Genomic DNA, 22,640 nt, shown 5'->3' on the forward strand with positions numbered 1-22,640 from the left:
GGGAAAGGCTCGGAGTGACGAGGGAGAGGTCCCGCGATGCCGAAACAGGTGGACCACCGCGAACGCCGCGAAGCGATTGCCCGCGCGCTGTGGCGGGTGGTGGCGCAGCGCGGCGTCGCGCACCTGACGACACGGGTGGTGGCGCAGGAGGCGGGCATCTCGCTCGGGCAGTTGCAGCACTACTTCGCCTCCCGGGCCGCCATGCTCTCCTTCGCCATGGACTTCGCCTCGGAACAGACCTCGCTACGCGTCGAGCGGGGCCTCGCGGGGCTCGGCGACCGTCCGCACCCGCGTGACGTGCTGCGACTGACGCTTTCGGAGATGCTGCCCCTGCACGCCGACGCCCGCGCCACCAGCCGGATGAGCGCCGCCTACGTCCTGGAGGCGCTGCACGACGAGGCCGTCCACGAGCAGGCGCGCCGCGGCCTCCTCCAGGGGCGGGCCCTCGTCGAGCGGCTGGTCCGCCAGGCGATCGCCGACGGGCACATCGCCCCCGACCGCGACCCGGCGACCGAGACCAACCTGCTCCTCGCCCTCACCGGCCTCACCCCCCTCCTCGAACTGGACGTGATCGCCCCCCAGGACGCCCTCACCGCGATCGACCTGCATCTGGACAGGCTGTTCGCCGGCATCGCCCCTCGCGAGCAGCCCGTCAGGTCCGGCGGGTTCGAGTGACGGGGCGTCCGGCCCGTCAACGGGACGCGCTGGAGGCCCCGCCGGGCGGCACCACGGCCACCGGACAGGCCGCGTGGTGGAGCACCCCGTGACTCACCGAGCCCAGCATCGTGGAGGCGAAGTCGCCCAGCCCGCGCGAGCTCACCACGACCAGGTCGGCCGTGGACGACGCGTTCCTGAGGGCGGCGACCGGATGATCGCACACCTGCTCGTCCACGATCCGCACGTCAGGGTTCCCCTCCCGCCACGGGATCACCTCCTGGGCGGCGTCGCGGGCGTTCTCCTCGAAGCTCTCGCCGGTCATCCTGTAGGCGGAGGCGTACGAGGACAGGATCGGCGGCCGCCAGGCGTAGAGCACCAGGAGCTCCGCGTCCTGGGCACGGGCCTGCTTCAGGGCGTACTCCATGGCGGCCGGTGACTGCCAGCCGTCGTATCCGACCACGATCCGGCCGCGGCGCGTCGTGGCGGTCTCCCGGACGACCACGACCGGGCTCGCGGCGTGCCCGGCCAGCGCCAGGCTCGTGGAGCCGAGCACCATCCCGGCGAAACCGCCCCGCCCTCTGCTGCCCAGCACCAGACTGTCGGCTCCCGCTGACTCCCTCACCAGGTCGTCCACCACCGGGCCCGGCAGGATCTCCGTGCCGACCTCCACGCCCGGAGCCAGGCCGCGCGCCCGGTCCGCCGCCGATTCCAGCATCCCGGCGCAGTACTCGGCCGTCCCGACGTCGCCTGTCCACGGCTCGCACACGTGCACCAGCCGCAGCGCCAGCGAGCGCCTGCGGGCGTCCGCCGCGGCCCACTCGACGGCCGCCATCGAGGGCGGCGAGCCGTCCACGCCCGCCACGATCCGTCCAGCCATCTTCCGCCTCCCCCGAGCCCCCGCCCTTCCCCTACCCCGAAGCCACCCACCGTCATGTCTGGCGTGACCAGTGACCACCAGTGGATCACAAGACGGCGCTGGTAGATCAGGGCGGGTGAACGATGCTCTTCATCCGCTCAGCCGCAGGGAAGGCCCGTCCGGGACGGACGAGCCGTCCGAGGCCGAGCGGCCGGTGCTCCCGCTCGACACCTCGCTGCCCGACGTGTGCGTGCGCCTGCCCGCCTGCCTGGCGCGGCACGTCCGGGCGGCAGGCGGAAGAGGCCGGCTGCTGGGCGGTCTGGCCTTCTCGTGGGGGGTGTACGGGCTGCTGTGGGCCGCGGCCGGGATCTGGCTGCCGGGACCGTCCGCGCTCGCGGTCGCGGCGGCCCTGACGCTGCCGCCCGTACTGGTGTCGCTGGTGCTGCACCGCAGGTGGGGGCATCGAGGGTGGTGCTGGGTCCTGCGGTCGCTGGATCCGGACGCGGTCATGATGGTCATGGCCCTCCTCCTCGGCCCGTTCCGGTGGCTCGAACCGGTCTTCTGGGCGGCGGTCTGGCCCTTCCGTCAGATCCTGCGGTTGTTCGCCTGGATCGGGCGGGTTCTGTCAGTGTTGGGCGATCTGTAGCGCTTGCCTGCGCGGCCGCCGCAACCCCAGCCGGGCACAGCCCGGCTGAGGCGTCATCGGCTCATGGGGCCACGGTCAGGGTGAGGGTGGCTGTGTGGTCGAGGGCGACGCCGTCGCCCAGCACCGTGATCGGGTAGGTCCCGGACGGGGTGCTCGCGCCAACCGTGACGGTCAGCGTGGAGGTGGCGCCGGTGGTGATGCTCGACGGGCTGAAGGACGCCGTCATGCCCGCCGGAAGCCCCCTGGCGTACAGCGAGATCTGCTGCGGGGCGCCCGAGACGACGGCGCTGCCGACGGTGACGCTCACGGTCTGGCCGGGCTGCACGGTCGCCGCGGCGGGGTTGACCGCGACCGAGAAGTCGCACGTGTACGGCTCGCCGGCCCGCGCGGGCACGCGGACGGCGTTCCACGCGGCCTTGACCGTGTTGTACTCCAGGCACGACGAGGGGAACATGTCCAGGGCCGCCTGCAGCGAGGCGCGGCGGGCCATGGTGTGCGGCCAGGCGGAGGTCTTGCGCAGCAGCGTGCCCATGTAGATCTGGCCCGCCTTGCGCGCGCCGAGCCCGACGATGGAGGAGGAGTCGCAGGTCGGGCTGGGCGGCTGGCCGTTCGTCGGGTTGCTGCCCTCGGCCAGCAGGTAGAACCAGTGGTTCTGCACGCCGGCCCCGACCTGGGGCGGCATCGACGGCACCGCGCTGCTGTAGCAGTCGGGGTGACCGGGGATCAGCGACGGCTTGTACATGTAGCGGATCGGGCCGGTTCCGTCGACGTTGACCTCCTCGCCGACGGTGTAGTCCGGCGGGTCGAGGGTGGCGGGCTCGTTGGCGTACTGCTCGGTCAGCGCGCCGAAGATGTCGCCGGTGGACTCGTTGAGTATGGCCTTCTCGTTGTCGCCGAGGTCGATGCCGGGCGTGGTGGCGAAGACGATGTGGCCGTACTCGTGCGCCACGACGTCCATCGCGGTGAGCTGGCGCAGGTTGTCGGAGGTGTGGCCGAAGACGGTGTTGACGCCGTTCCAGTAGGCGTTGACGTCGTTCAGGCCGACGCGGGCGGGGTAGCCGTCGCCGGCGCCGTTGAAGCCGGAGCGTCCCAGCCAGGTCTTGAGCATGTCCCATTCGGTGTCGATCGCGAAGAGCGTGTCGACGCAGGCGGTCTCGAGGTTGGTGCCGCTGCCGTTGCCCCAGTAGTCGTCGGGCCCGGTGAAGGCGGAGCCGTTCGGGCCGCCGCAGCGCACGTTCCGCCGCACCGGGTCGATCATGGCGAAGGAGGAGCCGGTCGACATGGTGCCGATGGTGACCGGGTTGCCGTTGTAGTAGCTGTTGCCCACCCCCGCCTTGACCTCGTCGGACTTCAGGACGACCGCGCCGGTCAGCGCGTCGACGAAGACGTGCAGCCTGCTCTCCCTGCCGCCGACGGCGCCGTGGACGAGCACCTCGTAGGCCAGCCGGCCGCGTCCCTGAGCCATGACCACCAGCCGGGGCGCGGCGATCGAGGAGACCCGGGGCAGCTGGCTCCTGGCCACGCGGACTGCTTCGGCGGCGCCGAGCCTGGGCGTGGTGGCCACGTCCAGGGGGCTGTCCTGGGAGACGGAGGTGCTCAGGACCTCGCCGGTGGCGGCGCTGACCACGACGAAGTCGCCGCCGTAGACGGGCAGCCCCGCGTACGTGCGGGTGTAGGGCGTGTAGCGCAGCCCGTTCTGCCCTTCGATCGGGGCCTGCCGTACGTAGGCGTCCTCGGTCGAGCTGTGCAGCAGTGCGGGCCTGGACTTCACCAGGAGGTCGGCGGGATCGCCTTTGGAGGCGTTCGCCGGGCCGGGGACCGAAGTGGCCACGAGCACACAGACGGCACTCGTGACCAGGGCTAACACGGCATTGCGTCTCATGGAATCGCTCCTCTTGCGCCGGCGGGCGATGGACGGGGTCACCTGCATTTGAGTTGATGAACCACAGCAGGTCAATATCGAGGTAAATAGGCGGAAAAATCGGGATTTATGGCCATTCAGGCCGGAGCCGGTGACAGAAGGAACTCCACCGTCAGCACGTATCTGAGGCACGCCGGACCTGCTCGGGAGGGGCAGCCACACACATCCCCCAGGAGGCGCCCATGCCCAGGATCGGGTTCGAATGGCAGTTCCAGCGCAACGAGCTGAGGTTTCTGGCGGATTCCAAGGACGGCTGGCAGACCGAGGACGCCCTGCCGTCCAAGGGACGCGTCTGCTACTGGCAGGACCCCGGGATCGCCGTCGAGTCCGACGGCGGCGACGTCGAGATCATCACCGACTCGGTGACGACGTGGGCCGCCCTGCGCCGTCAGCTCGTCTTCATCGGCGAGCTGATCAGCCTGCTGACGGGCCGTTCGCCCGACACCACCAAGCTTCCCGCCACGTTCCTGCGGTCCGACGAGCAGGAGGGCGAGGCGACGACCGGCACCCGGCGATCGAGCAGGGCCCGGACGAGCGCCAAGACGCAGGCCGTGCGCGTGGCCCAAGGGCACCTCAAGACCCACGACGACGTCCAGCCGACCGACGGGCTGCGCTTCGTGCCGGGCACCAACGTGGGCAACATCATCACCGTGTCCCTGGCCGCGCCCATCAAGCGGTGCGACTTCGACTCCGCCGGCAACCCGGTGATGACGCCCGTCTACGCCAAGGCCGACGTCCTGGCCTTGACCGCCGGCAGGGACCTCGTCCACGGCACGGCTCAGGCCACCCTGGACGTGCCGCTGGCCGAGCTGCCCGCCCGGCTGGGGGTGCTCGGCTTCGACCCCAGCGCCCGGGTGGGCGCATGGCTGAAGGGACGCCACCAGACGGCCAACCTCATCGGGTTCGTCACGCTGATCCAGTACATGCTGTGGGTCTTCGCCCATCAGAACCTCACCTCCGGCGACGGGCCGAAGGCGGGCTTCGCGCTGCTGCCGCGCACGAACCTGCGCTCGGTCTACATGAACGCGCTGACGGAGGTGGAACGGTCCGCCTTCGACGCCATGGTCAACGCCCTGTCCGACGGGGACAAGAATTCCCGGGTGTGCCCCCGGCCGTACGGTCTGGGCGGGCGGCAGACGTACGACAACCAGCTCAGCCTGTTCTGGTGGCTGCGCTCGATCCAGGGCGGCGACCCGGGCCAGGGCGACGAGACGCTGGCCCTGCACATGAGCGGCGACGGCCCGCGCGGCATCGCCCACGACGCGATGTCCCCGCCGCGCGGCTACCCCGCCCACGAGCCCTTCCCCGGACGGCCGGCGGAGTGGTTCACGTACTCCATGGGGCAGAAGACGACGCCGTACAAGGCGACGCACGTGGTCGTGGAGTACCGGCAGACCGACCTGTTCGGCCTGAAGAACGGCATGGGAACCTACGAGCAGTTCGTCACCGCGGCGATGGACGCGGCCCGCAGCGCCGGTCTGGACGTGCCGCACTGACGGCTCCGCCCCTGGATCAGCCGGAACGGCTCACTGGTGGGCGGGGGGCCCGGCATCGCCCACCAGGTAGATGCCGGCGAGGGTGACCGCGTCGCGGTAGACGGCCGGCGGCGGGTCGGCTTCCTGGAGGCTCCGGAGGGCCAGGCGCAGGTGCGCGCGGTTCTGTTCACGGGTCCAGGCGCGGCCGCCGCACCGGTCGATCAGGTCCGCGACGGCGGCCAGCCCCTCCTCGGCGGGCTCGCCGTCCCCTCGGTAGAACGCGGCGAGCCGCCCGCTGTCGCGGTGCCCTGACTCCAGGCACGCCGCGACCGTGGGCGTGATCTTGCGACGGCGGACGTCACCGTAGCGGGACCGGCTGAGCTGCTCCGCCGGCCACAGGTCCGACAGATCGTTGTGGTACTGCACGGCCATGCCGAGATGGAACCCGAACCGGCCGACGGCCTCCACCTGCGCGCCGGAGGCGTCCGTCAGCAGGGCGGGCAGGCAGCACACCGCGCGCACGCCCTCGGCGGTCTTGGCCGCCTGCACGGAGACGGCCTGGTCGAGGCTGGTCTCGCAGCGGCCCTCGTGCTCCTCGTCGCGGACCTGGCCCGCGCACAGCTGGAGCCAGCCCGCGCGCATCGTCCGCAGCGCCTGCTGGGTCCGGGGGTGCGGGTGCTCGCCCAGGTGGGAGAAGGCCAGGGCCAGCAGGGCGTCACCGGCCATGATGGCGTGCCCGGTGGTGTAGGCCGCCAGGACGGTGGGCCGGCCGCGACGCCGGGCCTCCAGGTCGACGATGTCGTCGTGGAGGGTGGCCACGTTCATGAGGAGGTTGCCGGCGACGACGGCGGGCAGGCCGCGTTCGACCGGGCCGCCGTCGATGCCGGCGCACAGCAGGGTGAAGGCGATGCCCTTGCGTCCGGTTCCGCCGCGGACACCGGTGGCCGGCCCGCCGTCCCGGCCGGCCCAGCCGTAGTGGTAGTACGCACTCTCCCGCAGCGGTGAGGGCAGGCAGTTCACCGCGCGCATGAGCGCCGGATCGGTGATCCGCGCCGTGTCGGCGAGGATCTGCTCGGCGGTACGGCCGGGTCCGGGCGGGGCGACAGGCATGTCGGGCGGCTCCGTTCTTCCCCGGATGTGTTTCTGCAGGTTAAGCGGTGAGTGTGGGGGAGAGCGGGTTGCGGGCCGGTGTGTCGCCGATGCCCGGATTTAATCTACATTGTAAAGGCGCTCGGCCGTGCTCACGGCTTCAGGTAGCCGGCGGCGACCAGCCCCGCGAAGGCGAGGTCGGTGTCGGTCATCTGCCCGCTGAGCACGTGCTGGACGAACGCGCCGATCGGCATGAGCACGGTCTCGATGAACTCGCCGTCGTCCAGTCTCGGCTCGGCGACCTTCCGGCACCCGCGGGCCAGGACCGCGTGGCGGCGATGTGAGGCGTACGACGCCAGAAAGGTCCGCATGACCACTTCGAGCGTCGCAGCTTCGTAGCCGGCCTCCTCCAGCAGTACGCGTCCGGGCCCCGGCCGGTACTGCCGGGCCAGCACCACCTGCTCATCGTCGGTGAGGGCGACGATCGCGACGGTCGCGCCGCCCACGAGGATGTCCCACACGTCCTCGTTGCCGTCCGGGTAGCGGGGCTCAGCCGGGCGAGGCTGGAGGGCCTACGGCGCCTCAGGCACGGCCGCGGGAGCCGGACGGGTCTTCATGGTCAGGGCCAGGAGGATCGCGGCGGCGGTGAACACGGCGGCGACGGTGAAGGCCGCGGTGACCCCCTCGGTGAGGACCTGGTGGGACGGTCCGCGCGAAGCGCGCGTGGCCGCGCCGAACACCGTGACGAGGATGGCCAGCCCCAGCGCGCCACCGATCTGCTGCATGACGTTGAGCAGGCCCGAGGCGGCGCCGGCGTCCCGCGCCTGGACGCCGGAGGACAATACGGTGGTGGCTCCCACCAGCAAGGCGCCCATGCCGAGACCGGCGATCATCATCGGGCCGAGCAGCGTGGAGGCGTAGTCGCTCTGCGGCGTCAGCCGCGTCATCCACAGCAGGGCCAGGCTGATCGCCCCGGCGCCGGCGGCGATCAGCGTCTTGGCGCCCAGTCGCGGCAGCAGCCGGGCCGCCGCTCCCGAAGAGGCCAGGATCACCAGGGCCAGCGGCACGAAGGCGAAGCCCGCCTGCAGCGGGCTGTATCCGCGGACCTGCTGCAGGAACTGGGTGAGAAAGAAGAACATGCCGTTGCCCGCGGCCAGCACGAACAGCAGCACGACGTAGCCGCCGGCGCGGTTGCGGTCGGCGAACAGCCGCAGCGGCACGATCGGCTGCCGGGCACGGGACTCGACGGCCACGAACAGGACCAGCAGGACGGCGGCCACGCCGAGCGCGCCGAGCGTGACCGTGTCACCGAAGCCCTGCTCGGCGGCGCGGATGAAGCCGTAGACGAGCGCGGTCATGCCGAGTGTCGAGGTCAGCGAACCCGCCAGGTCGAAGCGGCCCGGGTGGCGGTCGGTCTCGGTGACGAACAGCGGGGCCAGGATCAGCAGGACGACGCCGATCGGCACGTTGATGAACAGCACCCACCGCCAGGAGATCCAGTCGGTGAGCATGCCGCCGGCGATGAGGCCGATCGCGGCGCCGGAACCGGAGACCGCCGCGTAAGCCCCCAGTGCCCGCGCCCGGCGCGCGGCGTCAGGAAAGCCCACGGTGATCAGCGCGAGCACGGTCGGTGCGGCGACGGCGGCGCCGATCCCCTGACCGGCACGGGCCGCCAGCAGCATCCCGGCCGAGGTGGCCAGCCCTCCGGCCAGTGAGGCGAGGGTGAAGACGGCCACTCCGCCGATGAGCGCCCGCCGCTGGCCGACGATGTCGCCCACGCGACCGCCGAGCAGCAGCAGACCGCCGAAGGCCAGCATGTAGGCGTTGAGCACCCAGGACAGGCCGGCCGCGGAGAAGCCGAGGTCGTGCTGGATGTCGGGGAGGGCGATGTTCACCACGTTGGTGTCCAGGATGAACATCGTCTGGCAGGTCAGCACGATGGCGAGCACCAGGCCGGGGTGGCGCTGGTGGGCGGCGGCGGCGCCGGCCGGCCCGGGGCCCGTTCTCGCCGCGTGCGTGCTGTGCTCGGTCATGGCACTCCTCGGAATGGTGTCCACAATAAACGAGGAACCTCCTCGCTTTCGGTGGGCTAAGATATGAGGAGCTTCCTCGTTTTGGCAAATGTGTGGAGGGTTCCGGTGGCGGATCGGTCGACGCGGGCCCGGCCCGTAGGGCGCAAAGACGCGCGACGCAATTACGAGCGGCTCCTGACGACCGCCCGGGCGGCGTTCGCCGAACACGGCGTCGGCGCGTCGCTGAACGACATCGCGCGCACCGCCGGCGTCGGCAACGTGACCCTCTACCGGCACTTCCCGACCCGCCAGGCACTGCTGGAGGCGCTGCTGGGCGACAGCCTGCGCGGCTTGCGGGCGCGCTCGGACGAGCTGCTCGCCTCACCGTCCCCGAGCAGGGCCCTGATCACCTGGACGACGGCCGCCGTCGAGCATGCCATGGCCTATCGCGGCCTGGTCGACGCCCTGGTGGACAGCCTCGCCGACCCCGCGTCCGAACTCCACGCCACCTGCCAGGCCGTCAAGGCCGCCGGGGCGCAACTGCTGACCAGGGCCCAGCAGGCGGGGGAGATCCGGCCCGATGTGGACGCGTCCGCCCTCTTCTCGCTGATCGCTTCAGTCGCCTGGGCGGTGGAGCGGACCCCCGCGCACCGTGATCAGCTTCTGGCCGTCATGTTCGACGGGCTTCACCGCCGGGCAGATGGGCCGGCCTGAACCTGCTGGCCCAGGGAGGCTCAGCGGCCCGGCTCGTCGCCGGTGAAGGTCGCCGCCTGCGGCGTGGCCGCGAAGACGGTGCGCAGTTCGGCGAGCAGGTCGTCGAGCGTGGGGTCCGGTGAGGCGGTGGTCCAGCCGCGCAGGGCGGCGTGGAAGGCGGCCACCAGCAGGTCGAGCGCCAGCCTGGGCCGGTGGTCGCGGTCGCCGAGGCCGAGCCGCCTGCGCAGGGTGGTCTCGAAGGCCGCGCTGGTGCGGTCGCAGAACTGCAGCCCGTGCGCGGCGATGGACGGCGTACGCTGCGACAGCTCCTGACTGAGCCGCACGCGGGCCACCCATTCCGGCCCCTCCGCCGACATCCGGCGCACCGCCGCGAGCATCGCCTCCTGCAGCACCTCCAGCACGGGACGGCCGCCGAGCGGCGCGTGCTCGACGTCGTCGAGGAGCGCGGTCCACAGGGCCTCAAGCGGGGCGGAGGCGACCTCCTCCTTGCTGGCGAAGTTGCGGAAGAACGTGCGCTTGGAGACCTCGACCTCCGTGCACAGCTCGTCGAGGGTCACCTGGTCGAAGCCGCGCTCGGTGAACAGCGCGAGCGCGGTGTCCACCAGGGCGGCCCTGGTCTTGAGCTTCTTGCGCTCGCGGAGCGGCAGCAGGTCGGCGGTCATCGTCCCCAGTGTATCCGGAGCGCATATGCCTCCTATAGGCTTATGCCACTCAGTGGCACTTTGGAGGATGTCATCATGCGCGCTTTGATCGTCGACCGTTCCGTTCCCGGTGGTCTGCGGGTGGGCCAGGCGCCCGACCCGGTGCCGACGTCCGGCGAGGCGCTGGTCCGCGTCACCGCCACGTCGCTCAACTACGGCGAGGTCAGGCACGCCCTGCAGGAGGCGCCCGAGGGCACGGTGCTCGGCTGGGACGCGGCGGGGGTCGTCGTCCAGGCGGCGGCCGACGGCTCGGGGCCCGCCGCGGGCACGCCCGTGGTCACGCTGGGCTGGGACGGCGGGTGGGCCGAGCTGCGGGCCGTCCCGACCGACCGGATCGGGGTCGTGCCGCAGGGCGCGGACCCCGGCGCGATCAGCACGATCCCGGTCGCCGGCGCCACCGCGCTGCGCGCGCTCGACCGCCTCGGGCCGATCCTGGGGCGGCGCGTCCTGGTCACCGGCGCGACGGGCGGCGTCGGCCGGTACGCCGTGCAGCTCGCCCGGCTCGGCGGCGCGTACGTCATCGCCGCCACCGGCGACCCGGCCCGGCACGGCGACGGGCTGCGGGCGCTCGGCGCGGACGAGGTCGTCGCCGCTCCCGCCGAGAGCGGCGGACGGCTTGACGGCGTCCTGGACCTGCTCGGCGGCGTCCCGCTGGTCGAGGCGTTCGACCAGCTCACCGAGGGCGGCACGTTGGTCGCCGTCGGCCACTCCACGGGCGAGGGCGAGAACTTCCCGTTCGGCGCGCTGTTCGGCGGGCCCGACCGCCACGACCGCTCGCTGGTGACCTTCCACCTGCTCTACTGCCAGGGCCTGCACCGCGACCTGACCTGGCTGGCCGGGCGGGTCGCGGACGGCACGCTGAGCCCGGAGATCACCTGGCGCGGCGGCTGGGACGACGCCGCCGAGGCGGCGACCGCCCTCCTCGACCGCCGCGTGCACGGCAAGGCGGTGCTCGACCTGACGTGAGAGGCGGGCTGGACGAGTGAGCCCGAGAGCCTGTGCGGGGGGCCGGGGTCTCCAGAAAGAAATGGGACTGGGCCCACTTCTTCGACCTGCTGGGCGCTCCGCTGAGCCCCGACGGCGACGCCGGCACGGCCACGGTCATGATCCGGCCCGACCACGACACCAGCCGTCCGCACTGCATCGGCTGCGACGACGGCCACCCCGAAACCGACTGGCCCGGCCCACGGTCGGCCTCGGACGTGGAGGTGCAGCCGCTGGTCCCGCTGCAGTACACGTTCCCGGCCGGGCAGGCGTACACGGTCGGACTGACCACCACCGGCGAGTACTACAGGGCGACGACCTTCGACACCACGCAGCACCGGGTGGTCCGCGGCACCCACCGCGTCATGTTCGTCAGGAGCGAGGACGTCGTGGTGACCGACGCGTGAGCGCCGGACGCGGCCCGGAGCCGGCGGGGTCGATCAGCCGATCGGCGGTGCGAGGTATTCCAGCGCGTAGCCCTCGCCGGAGGGGGTCACGCGCGCGATGCCGGGTGAGTCGAGGTGGGCGCCGGCCACGAAGTGGTGTGGCCGGCTCAGTCGTTCGAGCAGCGCCGCTCGCGCGGCGCGGGCCTCGGCCTGGTCGCCGTCGAGCTCCCAGGACACCTCCGGCCGATCGAACTGCAGCGTGGGCACGTGAACGGTGTCGCCCCAGACGAGAAGACGGCCGGCGGAGCTGCTGATCTCGTAGACGGTGTGCCCGGGGGTGTGGCCCGGCGTCGGGAGCGCGGTGGCCCACTCGTTGATCGCCACCTTCTCCGACACGGGCACGACCCGGTCGCGGATCGGCTCCAGCCGCCGCCCGGCGAAGACCGAGGCGTCGCCCGCGCCGATCCACACGCGCTCAAGCTTGGGGAACGCCTCTGAGCCGTCCGGCGCGATCAGGCCGCTCACGTGGTCTTCGTGGTTGTGGGTGATGGCCGCGTCCGTCACGTCCGCGCGGTCGACCCCCGCCTCGTCGAGCGCGTCGTAGATCAGCCCCATGGTGGGGACGTGCCAGGCGTCGGACGCGCCGGTGTCGATGAGCACCGACCGCGTGCCGTCGGTGACGTAGAAGGCGTTGACCGACAGCCGCAGGTTGCCGCCGGCCAGCGGGACGGCGGCCGGCAGCTCGCCGAGCGTGCGCCCGTCCTCGTCGCGCAGCCGCGTGGGCGGCATGTCGATGTACCCGTCGCGCAACGAGATCACCTGCAGCTCGCCGAACTCGAACGTGGCGTGGAGCCGGCCACCCGAAGTGAAACGCATGGAACCTCCGTCATGTCGGGCGCGCATCGCCCGTCTTCGATAGAAGACAGTATCTTCTTTAGAAGAAACCCTACACTGTGGGACAGCGAGGGACGGATCGATCGAGGAGCACGGTGGTCGAGAAAGACGGAAACGTGGCCGAACCACAGCACGGTGACGACCTGGCCGGCGCGTTCGGCGTCAACGTGCGGCGACGTCGCGAGGAGGCGGGCCTGACGCTGGAGCAGCTGTCCGCGCAGTCGTCGGTCAGCCGCGCGATGTTGTCCAAGGTCGAACGCGGTGAGAAGAGCCCGACGATCGGCGTCGCGTCCAGGATCGCCCACGCGCTCGACGCGTCGCTCTCGGACCTGATCGGCGCGCCGGCCGGGGCCGCGTCCGGCGTGGCCGTCGTCATGCGCAGGAACCATCGTCCCGTGTTCCGTGACCCGGAGACCGGCTTCGAGCGGCACATGGTGTCCGCGGCCCCGGGCGCGGGAGGCGCCGAGATGGTCTTCCACCACCTCCCCGCCCAGGTGTCCACCGGGCTGCTGCCCGCCTATCCGCCGGGTACGGAAAAACAGCTCCTGGTGCTCGAAGGCAGTCTCACCGTCGCGATCGGCGGGATCAACGAGACCCTGGAGACGGGCGACTCCCTGTTCTTCCAGGCCGACGCCGACCACGGCTTCGCCAACCGGACGAACGCTCCCTGCGAGTACATCATGTTCATCTCACGCCGAACCTGATCGGCCGTGCAGCACCCTCCGGCTACAGGCGACGGCAGTTCCGCGGGCGTTCCGGGCGGTCGTCGGTCCAGCCCGTCGTCGGCGTCCAGGTCTGGGAGTCCACGGTCTGTCCCTTGGACAGGCCCACGGTGTCCTCTCCGGCCTTGGTGATCTCCGCCAGGATCTCGCCGGTCGCCGGGTCGAGGACGGTCGAATGGTCCTCGATCACCTCGTCGTCCTCGCCGAACTCCCTGAAGTACCGCTTGCCCTCGCCGAAGTCCACGGCCAGGCCCTCGCGGCTCAGCGGGTCCCTGACCACCCCCCGGACGGCGGTCGTCGGCAGGTCGGCCAGCAGGCGCAGGACGGTGGCCCGGACGGCCGGGCGGAGGGGCTTCGACAGCAGGAACCGGGAGCCGGCGATGACCTCCTCCAGCGGCGGGGTCACGCCCTTGTCCTTCTTGGCCGCCTCGGCCCTCAGCCACTCCCGCAGCCCCTTCTCGTCGGCGGGCAGCGCCAGGATCTGGGCCGGCGTGTAACCGCCGAGCGCGGTGGCACCGGGCCCCTGGTCGGGCGCGACGTCGCGGGCGTACTGGCAGGCCGTGTCCTTCGCGAGCATCGGCAGCTTCACGCAGTCGGCGGCTCTCGTGCCGGGCGTGCACACCCGCTGCACCTTGCCGGGCGACCCCGCGGCTCGCCAGGCGCGCTCGTCGGCCGGAGTCGCCGGGCTCAGGATCGGTTCACGGTTCTGCGTCTGCACGGGGTCCTTGGGGTCGCGCGGCACCCAGAGCACCGACGTGGAGGAGACCTTCGCGTTGAACGTGCGTCCTCCGGCTCGTACCCGGATCAGGGTGTCGCTCAGCTCCGACTTGTACCAGTAGGCGCCCTGGTCGTCCGGCAGCCGCGCGATGCGGGCCGCCAGGCGGCGCAGTTCCTCGTTGCCGTCGGCGGGGTGCGGCGCGGGGTTCGACAGGGGGGCGGGCACGGCGATCAGGTTGGAGACCAGCACGACCGCCGTAAGGACGGCGGCGACCGCCGCCGCTGCCAGGATCGGCAGCCCTCGAAGGCCCCGTCGCGGCTGGACCGCGGCAGGGGAGGCGACCGGTGCGAGGCTCTCGGGGGACACCAGTTCCGCGCCGGCGGTGAAGGCGTCGCGGAGCCGGTCCTCGATGTCACGGGTCATCGTTCCTCCTCCAGTTCGGCGGCGAGCGCACGCAGCGCACGGGATGCCGTCGACTTGACCGTTCCGCGGCTGATCCCCATCACCTGGGCGATCTCCGCCTCCGACAGTTCAAGGTAGAAACGCAGCACCAGCACCTCGCGCTGGCGCCGCGGCAGATCCCGGACGGCCTGGAACACCTGCCGCCGGGTCTCACCCAGCAGCGCCGCGGCCTCGGCCGACCAGAGCGGAACCTCGCGTTGGCCGCGGAACTGCCCGATGACCGCCCTGCGCCGCAACACCATCCGGCTTCCGTTGAGCACGGCCGTGCGCAGGTAGGGCAGCACCTGTTCGTGGTCGGCCAGCGCGCTCCACCTGCGATACACCGCGGCGAAGGCGTCCTGGACCACGTCCTCGGCGGTCTCCTGGTCGCCGACCAGCAGGAACGCCAGCCGTACCAGGGCGAGCCGGTGAAAGAGGAATAACTCGGTCACCGCCGCGTCAACCGACGCCGCGGCGGCCGGAGAACGGGGAGGGCCGTGAGTGATGTCGAACTGCATGTCTTCTCCATGCGCGAGCACCCGCGAAGGTTGCGTCACGCCGGCACGATTCTGGCGAGAAGCTCGACCTCCAGCGGAGTTCCACATGCGACCGCCGCCTGACGACGAAGCCTGGAGCTCACCCGGGTCCCGCGTCCGCGGCCTTGAGGGCTTCGAGCAGTTCGGCGGGTGGCGTGTCGCGGCCGGCGGTGAGTGCGGCGGCGAAGGCCGTCCCGCCGAGCTCCGCGCGAAGGGCGCGCCGCAGCCGGCTGTCGCCCGGCCCGCCTGCCCCGCCCGCATCGTCGGGGCCGTCGGGGCCGTCGGGCCCGCCGGGGCCGGTGGGTGTCGCGGCGCCCAGCAGCCGGGCCGAGCGGGCCGCGAAGCCGGCGGCGTGTTCGGTCTCGGCGAGCAGCCGCAGGCCGGCGGCGATCAGGTTGTGGTCGTTGAGGGAGATCGCGGTGCCGGCGCCCTGGAGGAGATGGCGTCGCGCGCGCCGGTGGTCGCCGCGCGAGGCGGCCGCGCGGCCGAGCCCCAGACGGCAGTAGGTCGCGCAGCGAAGGTCTCCGATGCGGTGGAACTCCGGCAGGAGTTCGGTGAGGAGCGCCGTCGCCGCCTCCTGGTCGTCGCCGTGCTGGGTGAGGCGGGCCCGGTGGAGCTGGGCGTGCAGGCGTTCGTGGTCGCTTCCCGTGCTCAGGGCGAGGTCGAGCGCCTCGTTCAGGCAGGTCTCGGCCTCCGCCAGGCGAACCTCGTCGCGGATCAGTCGGCCCGCGAGGTGGTTGAGGCAGTTGGCGCGTTTCACGTGGTCGCCGAGGCGGCCGAACAGGTCCGCCGCGGCGCGGAGCCGGTCCACCGCGGTCGCGGTGTCGCTCGCCATGCTCCCGAGCACGGACAACGCCAGCGCGTGATGCCAGTCGTCGCCCAGCCGTTCGAAGACCGCGGCCGCGCCGTCGAGCGCCCGGGCCGCCTCGGCGTGCCCGCGCCGGTAGAGCGCCACCTGGCCGGCCGCCAGGGCGGCCGACGCCTGCTCCTCCTCGGTCGCCGCGTGCTCCGCCGCCCGGCGGGCCAGCTCCAGCGCCCTGTCGGTGTCCTGGTAGCAGAGCAGCAGGCAGGACGTGATCGCGGCGCGGACCCCGGCGGAGCCGTCCGGGAGCGGACGGTCGAGCAGCGCGTTCACCCAGGTGAACAGCTCGCCGCGGGCCCCGAGGATCTCCCATCCGGTGCCGATGCCGGTGAGCAGCCCCCAGGCCGCGGCGGTGTCGCCGGAGTCGAGGGCGCGTCCCATGGCCGTCCGCAGGTCGGTCCAGCGGTCGGCGAACCAGCGCAGGGCCGCCGGCTGGTTCTGGCCGCGCAACGCGGGGGCGAGCGACACGGCGTGGGTCAGATGGTGGCGGGCGTGGCGGTCGTGGATCTCCTCGTACTCCTGCCGTTCGGCCAGCCTGTTGCCGGCGAACTGGCGGACGCTGTCGAGCAGGCGGTACCGCGTCTCCCCGCCCTGGCGGCGAGCGGAGATCAACGAACGGTCCAGCAGACGCGGGAAGAGCCGGGTGAGACCGGCGCCGGTGAGCGGCGGCGCGGCCAGCACCAGCGTCGCGGTGTCGTAGTCGAACTCGCCCGGGAACACCGAGCAGCGGTCCAGCAGAAGACGCTCGTCGCCGTCCAGCAGGTCGTAGCTCCACCGCAGGGCCTCCTCCAGGGTGCGGTGGCGGTTGGGCCGCGGCGCGTCGGTCAGCAGCGCGAACCGGTCGTCGAGCAGGCGGAGCAGCTCGCCGGGCGAGGCGAACCGGGTGCGTGCGGCGGCCAGTTCGATGGCCAGCGGCAAGCCGTCCAGGCGGCGGCAGATCGTCGCGACCACCGCCGCGTCGGCCGGCGTGACGGCGAGGCCGGGCACGACGGCGGCCGCGCGGTCGGTGAACAGCCGGACGGCGGCGCAGTCCAGGATCTCGCCGGGCTCGGCGCCCTCGCCGGGCACCGGCAGCGGCGGCACCTGGTAGACGACCTCGCCGCTCACCCGCAGCGGCCCATGGCTGGTCGCCAGCACGCGCAGCCCGCCGGCCGCCGCCAGCAGCCCGGCCAGCAGGGCCGCGACGGCGTCGGCGACGTGCTCGCAGTTGTCCACCAGCAGCCAGCACGGGCCCGCCCGGACCGCGGCGACGAGCTGCGGGCCGAGGTCCCTGCCGTCGCCGCCCGCCCCGAGCGCGTCGGCGAACGCCCGCTCGACCGGCCTGCCGGGCGCGGCCGAGGCCAGATCGACCAGGACCGCGGGAGCCGGCCCGGCCGCCTCGTGGGCCAGGCGCAGGGCGAGGCGCGTCTTGCCGATGCCCGCGGGCCCCGTCAGGGTCACCATGCGGCCGCCGGCGACCAGCCCGGCCAGGTCGCGAAGCTCGCGCTCCCTGCCGACGAACGACGACAACGGCCTGGGCAGGGCGTGCGCCCGGCGCCGGAGCCGCGCCGCGCCCTCGACCAGGTCCCGCCTGGCCGGGTGGCCGAGCTTGCGCAGCAGGGACGACACATGGCTCTCCACGGTCCGCTCGGACAGCCTGAGCCGGTCGGCGATCTCCCGGTTCGCCAGCCGGTCACCGACCAGCCAGAAGACCTCCGCCTCCCGCTTGGTGACCCCGGCGGACCGTAACGCCTCCGGCAGCGCGGCGTCCTTCATGACGCGAATCATCCCCCAGAAAAGCTCCGTACTGAGCACGGATGTGCCGGCTTCGAGCATGAGGTGTGATGGCGGAAGCCTCCTGAAAGGACCCGCGCATGGCAAGCTCCGTTACCGAAATGATCGCGCACGCTCGCGCACGGATACGCAACCTGTCGGTCGCAGAGGTGGCCGAGGCCCTGGAGTCGGGCACGGCGACCCTGATCGACCTGCGCGAACCGGGCGAGATCGCCCGCGACGGCAGGGTTCCCGGCGCGGTCCTCGCGCCGCGCGGCATGCTGGAGTTCTGGGCCGATCCGGCCAGTCCCCACCATCGGCCCGAATTCGATCCCGCCGCCACGACCATCCTGTACTGCGCGTCAGGCGGCCGTTCCGCGCTCGCCGCCCTGGCGCTGCGGGAACTCGGCTACGCCGACGTCGCCCACCTCGACGGAGGGCTCACCGCCTGGAAGGAGCACGGCCGCCCCGTGACCCTCCAGGCGGAGGAGGAACGCCGGTGAACGGGGACGCGCTCGGAGCGGCGTTCGCGCGGGCGCTGGCCGCCAAGGACCGCGCCACGCTGCACGCCCTGCTCGGCGACCCGGTCGACTTCAAGGCGCTCACCCCCGGAGCCCACTGGGACGCCGACGACCCCGGCGAGGTCGTGGACCGCATCATCCTCGGCCAGTGGTTCGAACCCGGCGACGACATCGAACGTCTCCTGCACGTCGCCACCGGCCACGTGGGCGACCGGAACCATCTCGCCTACCGCCTCCAGGTGCGAACCGGCGCCACCCGTCACCTGGTCGAACAGCAGGTCTACTACGGCGTCGCCGGCGAGCGCATCGCCTGGCTGCGTATCCTGTGCTCCGGCTTCCGGCCCGTCCCGGACGGGGAGCCGTCGGAGGACTGATGTTGTTCATGGTGATCGAACGCTTCCGCGGCCAGGACGCCAAGGCCGTCTACCGGCGGTTCCGGGAGAAGGGCCGGATGACCGGCGAAGGTCTGGTGTTCGTCTCCAGCTGGGTGACGGCCGACCTGAGCCGCTGCTTCCAGCTCATGGAATGTGACGACATCGCACTCCTGCAACGCTGGGTCGCCGAGTGGTCGGACCTCGTCGAGTTCGAGATCGTGCCGGTGGCGCCCGGAGCCGCGACCGCCGCCGCCCTTGACGGCTGATCCGGACGTCGCCGGTCAGAGCATCGGACGTGGGTACCCGGCCGGGGGAGTGCCCAGCAGCCACGGCTGGTGCACGTGGGCGGCGGGCACGCCGGCGAGCTCGGGCACGTGGCGGCGCACGTAGTCGCCCGCCGGGTCGTACCGCTGGGCCTGGCGCAGCGGGTTGAAGGCGCGGTTGGGACGCGTGTCGTTGCCGGTGCCGGCGATCCACTGCCAGTTGCCCGAGTTGTTGGCCACGTCGCCGTCGAGGAGGTGCTCGAAGAAGTGCCGGGCGCCGGCCCGCCAGTCGATCCCGAGGACCTTGACCAGGTAGGAGGCGACGATGAGGCGGGCCCGGTTGTGCATCCAGCCCTCGGCCAGGAGCTGGCGCATGCCGGCGTCCACGATGGGCAGCCCGGTCATGCCCTCCCGCCAGGCCTGCAGCGCGTCCTCGTCGTCGCGCCAGCGGTGGCCGCGGGGGCGGTAGTCGTCCCGGTTGATCCGCGGGAAGGCGTGGGCGACCTGGTGGTGGAAGTCGCGCCAGCACAGCTGGCGGACGAACGGCTCGCTGCCCGCGGCCAGGTGGGCCAGTTCCAGCGGCGAAAGGCAGCCGAACCTCAGGTACGGGCTCAGCCGGGAGGTGCGGTCGCCGGCCAGGTCGTCGTGGCCGTCGGCGTACCCCGGCAGGGCGCGGCGGATCCACCGGCGGGCGCGGTCGCGGGCGGCGGTCTCGCCGCCGGGCACGGGTTCCGGCCGGGGCGGGCCCGGCAGCCGCCCGGCGTCGAGGCCGCGGGGCGTGGGGACGTGGTCGGGGGCCGCGAGCAGGGGACGGCGCCGGTGCCGGCTCCAGGCGCGCCAGTACGGCGTGAAGACCCGATAGTGATCGCCGCCCCCGGACGGGGTGAGCGTGCCGGGCGGCACCACCGTGACCCCCGGGAAGAGCTCGTACGCGATCCGTTCGCGAGCCAGCCGGTCCTGCCTGCGCCTGGCCAGCAGGCTGACGTCGGCACTGGCGAAGACCGCCTCGGCTCCGGTTTCCTGGACGAGCCTCATGGTCTCGGTCACGACGTCGCCGTGCCGTACGACCAGGTCCCCGCCACGCGCCCGCAAGGACGCCCGCAGGTCGGCCAGGCACTCCAGCAGGAAGCCGCGGCGGCGGCCGGCGGGGACGGTCTCGTCCAGCACGAACAGGGGGAGCACGGCGCGGGCGCGCTCGCAGGCGGCCGTCAGGGCCGGGTGGTCGTGCACCCGCAGGTCCCTGTTGAGCAGAACGATCACCGTGTCCATCGACGGTCCCTTCACGGCCCCCCGCGGCCTGCCGCGACCGTGCACCTCCCCCATGCCTCACAGATGCCCCGCCGGCCGCGCCCGCACGCGCGCGGCGGCAGTGCTGGTGGACGTGACGATGACCGGCCCGCTCCGGCATGAGGCCCGAGGGACGGGGAAGGTGCGTGGGCATGGCATTGTGCCTGGTGACCGGGGCGACGGGGTACATCGGCGGGCGGCTGGCGCCTGAGCTGCTGGCCGCCGGTCACGACGTGCGGTGCATGGTGCGCTCGGCCGGACGCCTGCGCGATCTGCCGTGGGCCGACCGGGTCGAGGCCGTCGAGGCCGACGCCACCGACGCCGAGCGCACGCGCCGGGCGCTGGACGAGGTGGACGTCGCGTACTACCTGATCCACGCGATGGGGACGAGCGGCCGGTTCGCCGAGCGGGACCGCCTGGCGGCGCGCACGTTCGCGGCCGCGGCGGCCGAGGCGGGCGTGCGCCGGATCGTCTATCTGGGCGGGTTGACCGCGGACGAGCGGCTCTCGCCGCACCTGTCGTCGCGGGCCGAGGTGGGGGAGATCTTCCTGCGCGGCGCGGTCCCGGCGGTGGTGCTGCGGGCCGCGGTGATCATCGGGTCGGGGTCGGCCTCGTTCGAGATGCTGCGATACCTGACCGAGCGGTTGCCGGTGATGACGACGCCGCGCTGGGTGCGCAGCCGGACGCAGCCGATCGCGGTGCGGGACGTGCTGCGCTACCTGGTGGCGTGGGCGGATGCGCCGGGAACGGTCAACCGGGGGTTCGACATCGGCGGGCCTGATGTCCTCACATATGCCGACATGATGCACGGCTATGCCGCGGTGGCCGGGCTGCCGCCGAGGTTGATCATCCCGGTGCCGCTGCTCACCCCCCGGCTGTCGAGCCTGTGGGTGGGGCTGGTCACGCCCGTCCCCGCGAGCATCGCGCGCCCGCTGGTGGAGTCGCTGCGCAACGAGGCCGTGTGCGGCGAGCACGACATCGCCCGCCACGTCCCCGACCCCGAGGGCGGGCTGGTCGGCTTCCGGCGGGCGGTGTCGCTGGCGCTGATGAAGATCAAGGAGGCCGACGTCGCCACGCGCTGGTCCTCGGCGTCCACGCCGGGCGCGCCGAGCGATCCGCTGCCCACCGATCCCGACTGGGCGGGCGGCAGCCTGTTCGTGGACGACCGCAGCCTGGTCGTGCAGGCCGGTCCGGAGGCGTTGTGGCAGGTGATCGAAGGCATCGGCGGCCGTAACGGCTGGTACTCGTTGCCCATGGCGTGGCAGTTGCGGGGCCTGGCCGACCGGCTGGTGGGCGGGGTGGGGCTGCGGCGCGGCCGGCGCGATCCGGCCCGGCTGCGGGTGGGCGACTCGATCGACTTCTGGCGGGTGGAGGAGGTGCTGCCCGGACGGCTGCTGCGGCTGCGCGCCGAGATGCGGCTGCCCGGACTGGCCTGGCTGGAGCTCGGCGTCACCCGCTCCGGCGGCCGGACGATCTACACGCAACGTGCCATTTTCCATCCGCACGGCCTGCTCGGCCATCTGTACTGGTGGGCGATCTCGCCCTTCCACGGCCTGATCTTCGGCCGGATGCCGGTCAACGTGGCCGCCGCGGCCCGCCGCAGGGATCGGTCCGCGGCTACGAGCTGACCAGCGCCAGATCGAGCACGTCGATGCCGACCGGGGTGCGCTCGGTCGCGATCCGGCTCAGCGACCACGGACCGGGGAAGCGGTGCAGCAGTGCGTGCACCGCGATCGCGACCTCGTGCCGGGCCAGGTGCGCGCCGAGGCAGAAGTGCACACCGTGGCCGAAGGAGAGGTGCTCGTCGGACGTCCGGTCGAGCCGGAACTCCTGCGGCTCGGCGAACACCCGGGGATCCCGGTTGGCCGAGAGCACCATGGCGACCACCCGCCGGCCGGCCTCGACGGGGTGCCCGGCGATGTCGGCCGGGCCGGTGGTGAAGGTCGGTGCCGCCGATCGGGGGCAGGAACCGCAGCACCTCCTCGACGGCGGCGGGCACCAGCCAAGGGGCGGCACGCAGCCGGGCCGGCGCCTCGGGGTGGGCCGCCAGGCACAACACGGTGTTGACCAGCAGGGTCCTGGTCGTCTCGTGACCCAACTCCCGGACACGCGGTGGGCCAGGTCGGCGGGCACGGGCAACGCGGTCACCCGTGCAGTCAACCCGGCGACCGCCGCGACCGCCACCGATCAACCGGGCCGCGGACGCCCGACGGGCGCCACAGCCGCGGGACCCGGCGAGGCACGCCGGATCCGCACCCGATCAGCCGGACGAGCCCTGCGGGCCGGCGTCCAGCTTGACCTCGTTCAGCCGGCCCGTGGCGACGTCGTAGACGAACCCGCGGACGGAGTCCTTGTGCGGGATGAACGGGTCGGCCTGGATGCGCCTGGCCGACTGGCGCACGTCCGCCTCCAGGTCCTGGAACGCCTCGGCGGACCAGTCGGGCTTGACGCCGACCTCCTGGTAGATGTCGTGCTTGAAGCCGTCGTCGGTGAAGGTGAGCATGCCGCAGTCGGTGTGGTGGATGAGGATGATCTCGCGGGTGCCCAGGAGGCGCTGGCTGATGGCCAGGCTGCGACGTTCGCCGGCGGTGACGACGCCGCCGGCGTTGCGGATCACGTGCGCGTCGCCCTCGCGCAGGCCGAGCAGGCCGTAGACGTTGAGCCGGGCGTCCATGCAGGCAAGCACGGCCACACCCCGGGCGGGCGGCAGCGGCAGGTCGCCGGAGTCGAAGGCGGCGGCGTAGCGTTCGGAGTTGGCGATCAGCTGGTCGGTGACGCTCATGGGGGACGTCCTCCTGTCACGTGCCGCGGCCCGCGGTCATAGTCCAC

The 22,640-nt window shown here is 72.7% G+C and carries 24 protein-coding genes; 11 read left to right on the forward strand and 13 right to left on the reverse strand.

From position 1 onward, the window contains the following. The first annotated feature begins 36 nt into the window (after positions 1-36). Positions 37-675 carry a TetR/AcrR family transcriptional regulator gene (locus ACIBK9_RS18985; protein ID WP_397159682.1) on the forward strand — a complete coding sequence of 213 codons (639 nt, stop codon included), beginning with the start codon at positions 37-39 and terminating at the stop codon, positions 673-675. A 16-nt stretch (positions 676-691) separates the two neighbouring features. Here the strand turns inward: ACIBK9_RS18985 and ACIBK9_RS18990 are convergent, their stop codons facing one another. After that, positions 692-1,534 carry a universal stress protein gene (locus tag ACIBK9_RS18990; RefSeq protein WP_397159684.1) on the reverse strand — a complete coding sequence of 281 codons (843 nt, stop codon included), beginning with the start codon at positions 1,532-1,534 and terminating at the stop codon, positions 692-694. 115 nt (positions 1,535-1,649) lie between these two features. Between ACIBK9_RS18990 and ACIBK9_RS18995 the strand changes: the two genes are divergently transcribed. Then, positions 1,650-2,159, forward strand: a complete 510-nt coding sequence (locus tag ACIBK9_RS18995) for a hypothetical protein (protein ID WP_397159686.1) — start codon at positions 1,650-1,652, stop codon at positions 2,157-2,159. A gap of 61 nt (positions 2,160-2,220) precedes the next feature. Here ACIBK9_RS18995 and ACIBK9_RS19000 read toward each other — a convergent pair whose 3' ends face one another. Then, on the reverse strand, positions 2,221-4,041 hold the full coding sequence (locus ACIBK9_RS19000) for a M4 family metallopeptidase (RefSeq protein ID WP_397159688.1): 1,821 nt from the start codon (positions 4,039-4,041) through the stop codon (positions 2,221-2,223). Positions 4,042-4,262: 221 nt separating this feature from the next. Between ACIBK9_RS19000 and ACIBK9_RS19005 the strand changes: the two genes are divergently transcribed. Next, positions 4,263-5,576: a hypothetical protein gene (locus ACIBK9_RS19005; RefSeq protein ID WP_397159690.1), complete on the forward strand. Its 1,314-nt coding sequence runs from the start codon at positions 4,263-4,265 to the stop codon at positions 5,574-5,576. 30 nt (positions 5,577-5,606) lie between these two features. On the opposite strand, the gene ACIBK9_RS19010 is transcribed toward ACIBK9_RS19005, so the two are convergent. The 3 genes from ACIBK9_RS19010 to ACIBK9_RS19020 form a co-directional block, all read right to left on the reverse strand. Further along, on the reverse strand, positions 5,607-6,665 hold the full coding sequence (locus tag ACIBK9_RS19010) for a polyprenyl synthetase family protein (RefSeq protein WP_397159692.1): 1,059 nt from the start codon (positions 6,663-6,665) through the stop codon (positions 5,607-5,609). A gap of 131 nt (positions 6,666-6,796) precedes the next feature. Then, entirely contained in the window at positions 6,797-7,165 is a 369-nt protein-coding gene (locus tag ACIBK9_RS19015; protein WP_397159694.1) for an NUDIX hydrolase, read from the reverse strand. Between the two features lie 51 nt (positions 7,166-7,216). Beyond that, on the reverse strand, positions 7,217-8,677 hold the full coding sequence (locus ACIBK9_RS19020; RefSeq protein ID WP_397159696.1) for an MFS transporter: 1,461 nt from the start codon (positions 8,675-8,677) through the stop codon (positions 7,217-7,219). A gap of 105 nt (positions 8,678-8,782) precedes the next feature. Between ACIBK9_RS19020 and ACIBK9_RS19025 the strand changes: the two genes are divergently transcribed. Next, on the forward strand, positions 8,783-9,370 hold the full coding sequence (locus tag ACIBK9_RS19025; RefSeq protein WP_397159698.1) for a TetR/AcrR family transcriptional regulator: 588 nt from the start codon (positions 8,783-8,785) through the stop codon (positions 9,368-9,370). A 20-nt stretch (positions 9,371-9,390) separates the two neighbouring features. On the opposite strand, the gene ACIBK9_RS19030 is transcribed toward ACIBK9_RS19025, so the two are convergent. Then, positions 9,391-10,032, reverse strand: coding sequence for a TetR family transcriptional regulator (locus tag ACIBK9_RS19030; RefSeq protein WP_397159700.1), 642 nt, complete (start codon positions 10,030-10,032; stop codon positions 9,391-9,393). Between the two features lie 75 nt (positions 10,033-10,107). Between ACIBK9_RS19030 and ACIBK9_RS19035 the strand changes: the two genes are divergently transcribed. Continuing rightward, entirely contained in the window at positions 10,108-11,037 is a 930-nt protein-coding gene (locus ACIBK9_RS19035; protein ID WP_397159702.1) for a zinc-binding dehydrogenase, read from the forward strand. Between the two features lie 32 nt (positions 11,038-11,069). Then, positions 11,070-11,462 (forward strand): hypothetical protein, encoded by a 393-nt coding sequence (locus tag ACIBK9_RS19040; protein WP_397159704.1) that lies wholly within the window; start codon positions 11,070-11,072, stop codon positions 11,460-11,462. 33 nt (positions 11,463-11,495) lie between these two features. Here the strand turns inward: ACIBK9_RS19040 and ACIBK9_RS19045 are convergent, their stop codons facing one another. Next, on the reverse strand, positions 11,496-12,317 hold the full coding sequence (locus tag ACIBK9_RS19045; protein ID WP_397159706.1) for an MBL fold metallo-hydrolase: 822 nt from the start codon (positions 12,315-12,317) through the stop codon (positions 11,496-11,498). A 134-nt stretch (positions 12,318-12,451) separates the two neighbouring features. Between ACIBK9_RS19045 and ACIBK9_RS19050 the strand changes: the two genes are divergently transcribed. Continuing rightward, the gene (locus tag ACIBK9_RS19050) at positions 12,452-13,039 is read left to right on the forward strand and encodes a helix-turn-helix domain-containing protein (protein WP_387676046.1); all 588 of its coding nucleotides are present in this window, start codon (positions 12,452-12,454) and stop codon (positions 13,037-13,039) included. Between the two features lie 22 nt (positions 13,040-13,061). On the opposite strand, the gene ACIBK9_RS19055 is transcribed toward ACIBK9_RS19050, so the two are convergent. The 3 genes from ACIBK9_RS19055 to ACIBK9_RS19065 form a co-directional block, all read right to left on the reverse strand. Then, positions 13,062-14,198: a hypothetical protein gene (locus tag ACIBK9_RS19055; protein ID WP_397159708.1), complete on the reverse strand. Its 1,137-nt coding sequence runs from the start codon at positions 14,196-14,198 to the stop codon at positions 13,062-13,064. After that, positions 14,195-14,668: a SigE family RNA polymerase sigma factor gene (locus ACIBK9_RS19060; RefSeq protein ID WP_397159710.1), complete on the reverse strand. Its 474-nt coding sequence runs from the start codon at positions 14,666-14,668 to the stop codon at positions 14,195-14,197. The genes ACIBK9_RS19055 and ACIBK9_RS19060 overlap by 4 nt, the downstream gene beginning before the upstream one ends. A gap of 184 nt (positions 14,669-14,852) precedes the next feature. Next, entirely contained in the window at positions 14,853-17,369 is a 2,517-nt protein-coding gene (locus tag ACIBK9_RS19065; RefSeq protein ID WP_397159712.1) for an ATP-binding protein, read from the reverse strand. A 98-nt stretch (positions 17,370-17,467) separates the two neighbouring features. Here ACIBK9_RS19065 and ACIBK9_RS19070 point away from each other — a divergent pair, with 98 nt between their 5' ends. From ACIBK9_RS19070 to ACIBK9_RS19080, 3 genes are read left to right on the forward strand one after another with little or no spacing between them, the layout of a single operon-like run. After that, on the forward strand, positions 17,468-17,869 hold the full coding sequence (locus ACIBK9_RS19070) for a rhodanese-like domain-containing protein (RefSeq protein WP_397159714.1): 402 nt from the start codon (positions 17,468-17,470) through the stop codon (positions 17,867-17,869). Beyond that, on the forward strand, positions 17,866-18,261 hold the full coding sequence (locus ACIBK9_RS19075) for a hypothetical protein (RefSeq protein ID WP_397159716.1): 396 nt from the start codon (positions 17,866-17,868) through the stop codon (positions 18,259-18,261). Before ACIBK9_RS19070 ends, ACIBK9_RS19075 begins: the two co-directional genes overlap by 4 nt. Further along, the gene (locus tag ACIBK9_RS19080) at positions 18,261-18,527 is read left to right on the forward strand and encodes a DUF3303 family protein (RefSeq protein ID WP_358297913.1); all 267 of its coding nucleotides are present in this window, start codon (positions 18,261-18,263) and stop codon (positions 18,525-18,527) included. The genes ACIBK9_RS19075 and ACIBK9_RS19080 overlap by 1 nt, the downstream gene beginning before the upstream one ends. A 15-nt stretch (positions 18,528-18,542) precedes the next feature. Here ACIBK9_RS19080 and ACIBK9_RS19085 read toward each other — a convergent pair whose 3' ends face one another. Then, a complete protein-coding gene (locus tag ACIBK9_RS19085; RefSeq protein ID WP_397159718.1) occupies positions 18,543-19,793 on the reverse strand; it encodes a cryptochrome/photolyase family protein in 1,251 nt (416 codons plus the stop codon). 170 nt (positions 19,794-19,963) lie between these two features. Between ACIBK9_RS19085 and ACIBK9_RS19090 the strand changes: the two genes are divergently transcribed. Continuing rightward, complete coding sequence (locus ACIBK9_RS19090) at positions 19,964-21,439, forward strand: SDR family oxidoreductase (protein WP_397159720.1); 1,476 nt, start codon at positions 19,964-19,966, stop codon at positions 21,437-21,439. Here the strand turns inward: ACIBK9_RS19090 and ACIBK9_RS19095 are convergent. Then, the gene (locus tag ACIBK9_RS19095) at positions 21,429-21,827 is read right to left on the reverse strand and encodes a cytochrome P450 (protein WP_397159722.1); all 399 of its coding nucleotides are present in this window, start codon (positions 21,825-21,827) and stop codon (positions 21,429-21,431) included. The two genes, ACIBK9_RS19090 and ACIBK9_RS19095, sit on opposite strands and share 11 nt — an antisense overlap. Positions 21,828-22,071: 244 nt before the next feature. Beyond that, positions 22,072-22,593, reverse strand: a complete 522-nt coding sequence (locus ACIBK9_RS19100) for a beta-class carbonic anhydrase (RefSeq protein ID WP_397159724.1) — start codon at positions 22,591-22,593, stop codon at positions 22,072-22,074. Positions 22,594-22,640 lie beyond the last annotated feature (47 nt).

The sequence above is a fragment of the Nonomuraea sp. NPDC050227 genome, assembly GCF_044459705.1.
GTDB lineage: Bacteria > Actinomycetota > Actinomycetes > Streptosporangiales > Streptosporangiaceae > Nonomuraea.